Source organism: Stenotrophomonas sp. STEN063 (genome assembly GCF_056854515.1).
The window spans coordinates 1-6,912 of the sequence record NZ_JBXFWF010000112.1 but is presented as its reverse complement, the minus strand read 5'-3'; the positions used below and the strand labels follow the sequence as shown (position 1 = coordinate 6,912).

Sequence of the window (6,912 nt, the reverse complement as noted above, 5' to 3'; positions counted from 1 at the left end):
TTAAATATTTGTGCCGACCCGGGTCGCCCGGGTAAGGGCTCCGCCCCCGGTTATTCGGTGGGCCGGTGGAACAAAGTACCCGGGGGCGCTGCGCTTACCCGGGCTACGTGATTGCCGCCTATGCAAACCGCCCGTTTCAGCAAGCTGACACCAACCAACGGCAGGTGCAGCAGCGGCCCAGTCCACCTATGCTCGGGGATTCCCTCAACAACAGGATCACCGATGCGCAAGCACCTGCTCGCCGCCGCCCTGCTCGCCAGCCTCGCCGGCTGCCAGAGCGGTGACGCCCCGACCGCGCCGTCCACCTCTACCGAGCAGGCCGGCCAATCCCAGGCCGACGCTCAGTTCGCCGAGCTGTCAAAGAAGGCTTTGGACACCTGGATGCAGCTGTCCCCGGTGAGTGCCACCCAGATCGGCGATCACCGTTACGACAGCCAGCTGGATGACCTCAGCGCGGCCGGCCAGCAGAAGAGCCTGGAGGCCAGCAAGGCCCTGCTCGCCGAGCTGGACAAGCTCGACGTCAGCAAGCTCGGCCGCGAGAACCAGGTGGATGCCGCCATCCTGCGCAACCAGCTGCAGTCGGACATCTGGTCCAACGAAACCATGCAATCATGGAAGTGGGACCCGCAGGTCTATAACGGCCTGGCCGGCAGCGCCATCTACGGTCTGATGGCGCGCGAATTCGCGCCGCTGCCGGAGCGCCTGAAGTCGGCCACCGCGCGCATCGAACTGATCCCGCAGATCTTCGCCGCCGCCCGTGCCAACCTGGACCCGGCGCGCGTGCCGAAGATCCACGCCGAAACCGTGGCCAAGCAGAACCGCGGCATCCTCAGCCTGGTTGAAACCTTCATCGTGCCCAACATCGGCCAGCTGGAAGCCGCCGACCAGGAACGCCTGAAGGCCGCCATCGCCACGTTGACCACGGCAGTCGAAGAACAACAGACCTGGCTGGACAAGACCCTGGTACCGAATGCCAAGGGCGAGTTCCGCATCGGCGCGGAAAAGTACGACCAGAAGCTGAAGTTCTCGCTCAACTCCTCGCTGTCGCGCGCCGAGATCGGCGAGCGTGCCCGCGCCGAGCTGACCCGCGTGCGCAAGGACATGTACGGCATCGCCCAGGTGGTGTTGAAGGACAAGCCGGGCGCCCCGGAAATGCCGGCAAACCCGACCGATGACCAGCAGCAGAAGGCGATCGAGGCCGCACTGGAACTGGCCTATGCCGACAAGCCGGCCCGCGACAAGGTCGTGGACGATGCCAAGGCTGCACTTGACCAGTCCACCGAGTTCGTGCGCAAGCATGACCTGATGACCCTGCCCGACGCACCGGTCGACATCATCCTGATGCCGGAGTTCCAGCGTGGCGTGGCCGTGGCCTATTGCGATTCGCCGGGCCCGTTGGACAAGAACCTGAAGACCTTCTACGCGGTCTCGCCGATTCCGGACGATTGGAACGACAAGCAGGTGGATTCCTTCCTGCGCGAATACAACAGCCGCATGATCCACCTGCTGTCCATCCACGAAGGCACCCCGGGCCATTACCTGGAAGGCTGGCACTCGGGCAAGTTCCCGTCGACGCTGCGTGCGGTGTTGCGCTCGGGCCTGTTTGCAGAAGGCTGGGCGGTCTACACCGAGCGCATGATGCAGGAACAGGGCTACCTGGATAACGACCCGCTGTTCCACCTGGTGCAGCTGAAGTTCTACCTGCGCACCATTGCCAATGCCATCCTCGACCAGGGTGTGCACGTGGACAACTGGAGCCGCGAGCAGGCCATGCACCTGATGACCCACGACGCCTTCCAGCAGGAAAGCGAAGCCTCCGGCAAGTGGGTGCGCGCACAGCTCACCTCTGCCCAGCTGCCGACCTACTTCGTCGGTGCACAGGAGCACTTCGACACCCGCAAGGCAGTACAGGAAAAGCAGGGTGCCAACTTCAACCTGAAGGCCTACCACGACCAGATGCTGTCCTACGGCGCACCGCCGGTGCGTTTCGCACGCCAGCTGATGCTGGAACAGCCGATCGAATAAGTCCGGCTGGTTTTGTCCACTGAAAAGCCCGGGCAGTGCCCGGGCTTTTTTTGGTCCTTGTAGTGCCGAGCCATGCTCGGCTGAAGCGTCAACGGTGAAGCCCCTGCCGAGCATGGCTCGACACTACAGCCGCTCCCACAAGGACAATCGTGCCGTACATGCATCGCCCGCACGTCCAACAGTCATGCATTACGGCCTATTGCCCTGATCTACGCGCCACCTACAATTCCGCCTGCGCTGCAAAACAATTCACCATCACGGGGGACGGCTTCTACATGGAAACAAATGCAATCCTGGCCTGGACGCTGGTATCGGAATGCCCGATTCCGCAGGACGTGAACGACATCCTCGTGCCCGGAGAGACCGCCGTGGCGGCTTACAAAACCTTCCGTGATTCAGCAGTATTCACCAACAAACGCTTGATCGTGCGCGACGCACAAGGCATCACCGGCAAGAAAGTGGAGATCTATTCGCTGCCATACTCCTCGATCTACATGTGGTCCTCGGAGAACGGCCACGGCCTGTTCAATTTCAACTCCGAGATCGAGCTCTGGACCAAGGCCGGTCATATCAAGGTCAACCTCAACAAGGGGCTGGATGTTCGCCGTCTGGACAAGCTGATCGCCCAGGCCGTATTGGGCGGCACTGCGTCGCCGGCCACTGGCACGGTTCAAGCGGTACCCGGCAATCCACCACCATTGCCGTAAACGGGCAGAGGTCAGACCATTCCGGCCAGCGGCACCATCAGACCCGTGCCGTCCACTGAAAACGCCCCCCCTGCCCTACGCCGTCACGTTCGATGCGATATCAGGCGTTCCGCACATTCCGGAGTTCCATGACAAACCAACGCACGCACTACCTCCAGCTGGCCCATGCCGTGCTCGACTGGAACCGCCGGCATCTCAATCGCGATTCCGTACTGACCGTAGCACTGATCGGTGAGTGCTTCGCCGAACACTTCATCGTCGAGCCCAATGGTCGTCACTACGAGGCCAATCCTGCCAACTACCTCGAATTCCTCAACGGCATGAAAGCCGGCATGGAAGGCATCGACTACGAGATCGACCATGCGCTCGTGGACGGCACTTCGGTCACGTTCTCGATGCGCGCACGGATCAGCTACGCTGACGGGCGCCGCGAGCTGTTCCGCGCCATGCTGCTGATGCAGTTCAACGATGCCGGCAAGGTCATCCTCTGGCACGAGGTCTACGTGCCCATCGCGTTGCCCTCCTGAAACGACAACGCACAGCCAACCAGAATTCCGGATGCAACGATGAGCGAACCCAACTACACCATCAACCACGACATCCCTTCCGTGGACACCTACCGGCATCTGCGCCAGGCCAGTGGGCTCAGCGCAAAGACGCTGGAGGCCGCCAGTCGCGGCCTGCCCAATTCGCTGTTCGCCGTGCAGATCACCCATGCCGGCGAAACCGTGGCGATGGGTCGGGTGATCGGCGACGGCGGCACGTTTTACCAGGTGGTCGACATCGCGGTGTTGCCTGCGCACCAGGGCCGTGGTCTCGGCAAGAAAGTGATGCTGGAAATCCAGGCGTACATCGAACGTGAGGTGCCGGCTTCGGCCTACGTCAGCCTGCTGGCGGATGGCCAAGCCTATCGTCTTTACCAACAGTACGGTTTCACCCTGACCGCACCTGCCAGCGTCGGCATGGCACTCAAGAAAGCATGATTTCCAATACCCGCATCACCAACCGCACATCAACGGAAAAGGAATGAACATACGGCCGCTCAACCCGAACGATGTGGATGCCGCGAGCAGGCTTTGCATGGCGGCGTTCATGGATTCGGTTGCCTCCACGCTCACTGGCGAAGGCGTCGCGACGTTCCGCAAGCTTGCCGCTGCGGAAGCGTTTGCATCCCGCATCAGCGAGGACAACCTGATGTGGTTGGCGGAGGTTTCCGGGCAAGCCGCCGGCCTCATCGAGCTGAAGCAGGGGCGACATATCGCAATGCTGTTCATCAGCCCCGAACTGCAGCGCCGCGGCATCGGCCGCCGCCTGCTTGCCGAAGCCATGAAGCACGCCCGCTCGGACATACTGACCGTGAGCGCCTCCCTGCCTTCGGTGCCCGCCTACCGCGGCTACGGATTCCATTGCAGCGGCGAGGTGAGCGAATCGATGGGAATCATCTACCAGCCGATGGAACTTTGGCTGGACCGCGTCGCCACAGGCGACTGAGTTTAGCTATCGCGCTACGGGTTCTGGAGATCAGCCTGTATCGCGCCAGCCCCAACCACTCCAATGACATCAAGCTCCCGAGCAACCGCCATGCAGACCATCGACTGGAACGACTTCAGCAAGGTTGAACTTCGCGTAGGCCGCGTCATCGCCGCCGAGCCTTTCACTGCCGCCCGCAAACCCGCGTACATCCTGCAGGTGGATTTCGGCGCGGAGATCGGCACCCGCAAATCCAGCGCACAGATCACCGCGCTATACAGCGCCGAACAGCTGGTCGGGCGGCTGGTGGTGGCAGTGCTCAACTTCCCTCCGAAACAAATCGGCCCACTGATGTCCGAATGCCTGGTGACCGGATTTCATGACGCTGAGGGTCGGGTCAGCCTATGCATGCCCGAACATGAGGTACCGCTGGGCACTCGCCTGCTATAGGTCCTGCAAACGGTCCAGCCCGCCCTGCAGACTGGACGGCCGCCAAGCTGCAAGCCCGACACACGGCCTCAACAGCGCTTCGTGCTAGCGTTCTGCACCGAATTCCTCGGCGATGCATGCAGGAGACAGCAATGGGCAAAGGCCGGCTTGAAGCCTTCAGTGACGGCGTACTGGCCATCATCATCACCATCATGGTGCTGGAGATGCGACCACCGGAGGGCGCCACGCTGGACGCCCTGCGACCGTTGCTGACCACCTTGCTCAGCTACCTGCTGAGCTTCGTCTACGTCGGCATCTACTGGAACAACCATCATCACCTGCTGCAGGCCTGCCAGAAAGTGACCGGCAGTGTGCTGTGGGCCAACCTGCACCTGCTGTTCTGGCTGTCGCTGCTGCCGTTCGCCACCCATTGGATGGATGACTTCAACAAGCAGCCACTGCCGACTGCGCTCTATGGCTGCATCCTGTTGGCGGCCGCCATCGCCTATTGGATCCTGCAGCGACGCATCGTCGCTGCCGACGGCGAGAACTCGCGCCTGCAGCATGCCCTGGGCAATGACTGGAAGGGCAAGCTGTCGCCGCTGCTCTACATCAGCGGTGTTGCCCTGAGTTTCGTCAACGCACATCTTGCGCAGCTTCTATACGCAGCCGCCGCCCTGCTCTGGCTGATCCCCGACCGGCGTATTGAGCGCGAGCTCGGCCAAAGCAGCTGACCTGCCAGTGACGGGCTGGCGCACTGTACCAACCTGCGATGACTGGACTGCTCATCTGCACCCCCGCTTTACATTTCCCCGTGTCGCTTGGGTTAAAAAGCACTGCCCTTCAACGCTTTGCAGGATCACCGATGGCTGTATCCAAATCCAACGGGTTTACCGCCGAAGAACAGGCCGCCATGAAGGAGCGTGCGCGCGAGCTCAAGGCAGAAGCCAAAGCTGGCAAGCTGAAGGCCGACGGAGAGGCCGAGCTCTTGGCCAAGGTCGCCGAGATGCCCGCAGCCGAGCAGCAGATGGCGCGACGCCTGCATGCCATCGTCACCGCCACTGCGCCCTCGTTGAGCCCCAAGACCTGGTACGGAATGCCGGCCTATGCGCGCGACGGCAAGGTCCTGCTGTTCTTCCAGGGAGCGAGCAAGTTCGGCGCACGCTATTCCACGCTGGGTTTCAACGACACGGCGATGCTGGATGACGGGCCGATGTGGGCGACCTCTTTCGCCCTTGCGGAACTCACCCCCGAGGTCGAGAAGAAGATCACCGCCTTGGTCAAGAAAGCCATGCGCAAGCGCGACAGCAGCCTGCAATAGGCAAAGCGCGGTTCTACCGCTATCGTGTCCTGCCCCCGCAGCGATAGACCGCATGTCTTTCTGGACCTGGCTGTTCCCACGCACGCAAGCCGCATACACCAGTCCGCTTTCACCCGAGCAGGCCGTGCAGGCACTGCGTGCCGCCACCGCACGAGGCAACCTGACCGCCACCGGCAGCGTCGCAGGCTCGATAAGCGGCAAGCGCGTACATCTTTACCATCGGACAGTGATGCGGAATTCGTTCAAGCCACACTTCCGCGGCAGCCTGCAAGCAACCGCGCAGGGCTGCGAGCTGCGCGGCGCGTATGCGTTGCCGCCGTTGGTTTTCGTCTTCATGCTTTTCTGGCTCGGTTTCTGCGTACTGTGGACCACGGTGGCCGCAGTGCAGGTGGGCAGGCTTGACCTGATGCTCCTGCCCGCGGTGCTGCCGGGCCTGCTGATGCCTTGCTTCGGCATCGGCTTGTTGCGGCTGGGGCACCATCTGTCCAGCGATGACCCGACGATCGTGTCACGGGTGATCCGACGAGCCTTGCAGTCTCCTTCTGCCTGACCCAAACCGCGAGGGTTTCCACTTGTCCAACCATGACGACACCGCGCTGGAACTGCAGAAGCTGCAGTTCGAAGTGATGCAGCAGTTGGAAGTCATTGCCGATGACATCAAGGCCGGGCGACTGGGCGCCGATGAAGGTTCAGCCAAGGCCAAGGCCGTCATTGCCGCCAGCGAGCAGCAGCGTGTTGCCATGTTCAACGCCGCGATCAGTGCCAACCAACGCCAGCGCAGACGCGCCTGGTTGTTCGCGCTGATGGTAGTCGTCGCCGTCGCAGCGGTGCTGGCAGGCCTGCTGCTGGCACGCATAGCGGCAGCCTGAGCATGTAGTGGGGGGGGCGCCGCCCACGGCGCGGCGGCCAGCGACGCCAGAGAACCCGCCAACCCCCCCCACCCCCCCCCCGCCAACCCCC

General features: G+C 62.5%; 9 protein-coding genes and 2 pseudogenes. 10 read left to right on the top strand and 1 reads right to left on the bottom strand.

Annotation, left to right across the window (positions count from 1 at the left end; all coding sequences use genetic code 11):
• The first annotated feature begins 222 nt into the window (after positions 1 to 222).
• From AC1VWL_RS18945 to AC1VWL_RS18915, 7 genes and pseudogenes are all read left to right on the top strand, one after another.
• The gene (locus tag AC1VWL_RS18945; protein WP_482987705.1) at positions 223 to 2,025 is read left to right on the top strand and encodes a DUF885 domain-containing protein; all 1,803 of its coding nucleotides are present in this window, start codon (positions 223 to 225) and stop codon (positions 2,023 to 2,025) included.
• A 275-nt stretch (positions 2,026 to 2,300) separates the two neighbouring features.
• Positions 2,301 to 2,732, top strand: a complete 432-nt coding sequence (locus AC1VWL_RS18940) for a PH domain-containing protein (RefSeq protein WP_482987704.1) — start codon at positions 2,301 to 2,303, stop codon at positions 2,730 to 2,732.
• Between the two features lie 128 nt (positions 2,733 to 2,860).
• Positions 2,861 to 3,259 carry a nuclear transport factor 2 family protein gene (locus AC1VWL_RS18935; protein WP_482987703.1) on the top strand — a complete coding sequence of 133 codons (399 nt, stop codon included), beginning with the start codon at positions 2,861 to 2,863 and terminating at the stop codon, positions 3,257 to 3,259.
• A gap of 39 nt (positions 3,260 to 3,298) precedes the next feature.
• Positions 3,299 to 3,715 carry a GNAT family N-acetyltransferase gene (locus AC1VWL_RS18930; protein WP_296251521.1) on the top strand — a complete coding sequence of 139 codons (417 nt, stop codon included), beginning with the start codon at positions 3,299 to 3,301 and terminating at the stop codon, positions 3,713 to 3,715.
• Between the two features lie 43 nt (positions 3,716 to 3,758).
• Positions 3,759 to 4,223, top strand: a complete 465-nt coding sequence (locus tag AC1VWL_RS18925; RefSeq protein ID WP_482987702.1) for a GNAT family N-acetyltransferase — start codon at positions 3,759 to 3,761, stop codon at positions 4,221 to 4,223.
• Between the two features lie 90 nt (positions 4,224 to 4,313).
• The gene (locus AC1VWL_RS18920) at positions 4,314 to 4,652 is read left to right on the top strand and encodes a tRNA-binding protein (protein WP_282272524.1); all 339 of its coding nucleotides are present in this window, start codon (positions 4,314 to 4,316) and stop codon (positions 4,650 to 4,652) included.
• Positions 4,653 to 4,768: 116 nt separating this feature from the next.
• Positions 4,769 to 5,038, top strand: a pseudogene (locus tag AC1VWL_RS18915) (TMEM175 family protein); the annotation flags it as partial.
• Positions 5,039 to 5,166: 128 nt separating this feature from the next.
• Here AC1VWL_RS18915 and AC1VWL_RS18910 read toward each other — a convergent pair.
• Positions 5,167 to 5,248 (bottom strand): annotated as a pseudogene (locus tag AC1VWL_RS18910).
• Between the two features lie 248 nt (positions 5,249 to 5,496).
• Here AC1VWL_RS18910 and AC1VWL_RS18905 point away from each other — a divergent pair.
• The 3 genes from AC1VWL_RS18905 to AC1VWL_RS18895 all read left to right on the top strand — a co-directional run bounded on the left by AC1VWL_RS18905 (position 5,497) and on the right by AC1VWL_RS18895 (position 6,821).
• The gene (locus AC1VWL_RS18905; RefSeq protein ID WP_482987701.1) at positions 5,497 to 5,952 is read left to right on the top strand and encodes an iron chaperone; all 456 of its coding nucleotides are present in this window, start codon (positions 5,497 to 5,499) and stop codon (positions 5,950 to 5,952) included.
• Positions 5,953 to 6,076: 124 nt separating this feature from the next.
• Entirely contained in the window at positions 6,077 to 6,502 is a 426-nt protein-coding gene (locus tag AC1VWL_RS18900) for a hypothetical protein (RefSeq protein WP_482987700.1), read from the top strand.
• 22 nt (positions 6,503 to 6,524) lie between these two features.
• Positions 6,525 to 6,821 (top strand): hypothetical protein, encoded by a 297-nt coding sequence (locus AC1VWL_RS18895; protein ID WP_482987699.1) that lies wholly within the window; start codon positions 6,525 to 6,527, stop codon positions 6,819 to 6,821.
• The last annotated feature ends 91 nt before the right edge of the window (positions 6,822 to 6,912 follow it).

Excerpts from the sequence above, each read along its gene's own strand:
- AC1VWL_RS18920 (WP_282272524.1), top strand. The coding sequence starts at position 4,314 with ATGCAGACCATCGACTGGAACGACTTCAGCAAGGTTGAACTTCGCGTA.
- AC1VWL_RS18945 (WP_482987705.1), top strand. The coding sequence starts at position 223 with ATGCGCAAGCACCTGCTCGCCGCCGCCCTGCTCGCCAGCCTCGCCGGC.
- AC1VWL_RS18935 (WP_482987703.1), top strand. The coding sequence starts at position 2,861 with ATGACAAACCAACGCACGCACTACCTCCAGCTGGCCCATGCCGTGCTC.
- AC1VWL_RS18930 (WP_296251521.1), top strand. The coding sequence starts at position 3,299 with ATGAGCGAACCCAACTACACCATCAACCACGACATCCCTTCCGTGGAC.
- AC1VWL_RS18940 (WP_482987704.1), top strand. The coding sequence starts at position 2,301 with ATGGAAACAAATGCAATCCTGGCCTGGACGCTGGTATCGGAATGCCCG.
- AC1VWL_RS18925 (WP_482987702.1), top strand. The coding sequence starts at position 3,759 with ATGAACATACGGCCGCTCAACCCGAACGATGTGGATGCCGCGAGCAGG.
- AC1VWL_RS18905 (WP_482987701.1), top strand. The coding sequence starts at position 5,497 with ATGGCTGTATCCAAATCCAACGGGTTTACCGCCGAAGAACAGGCCGCC.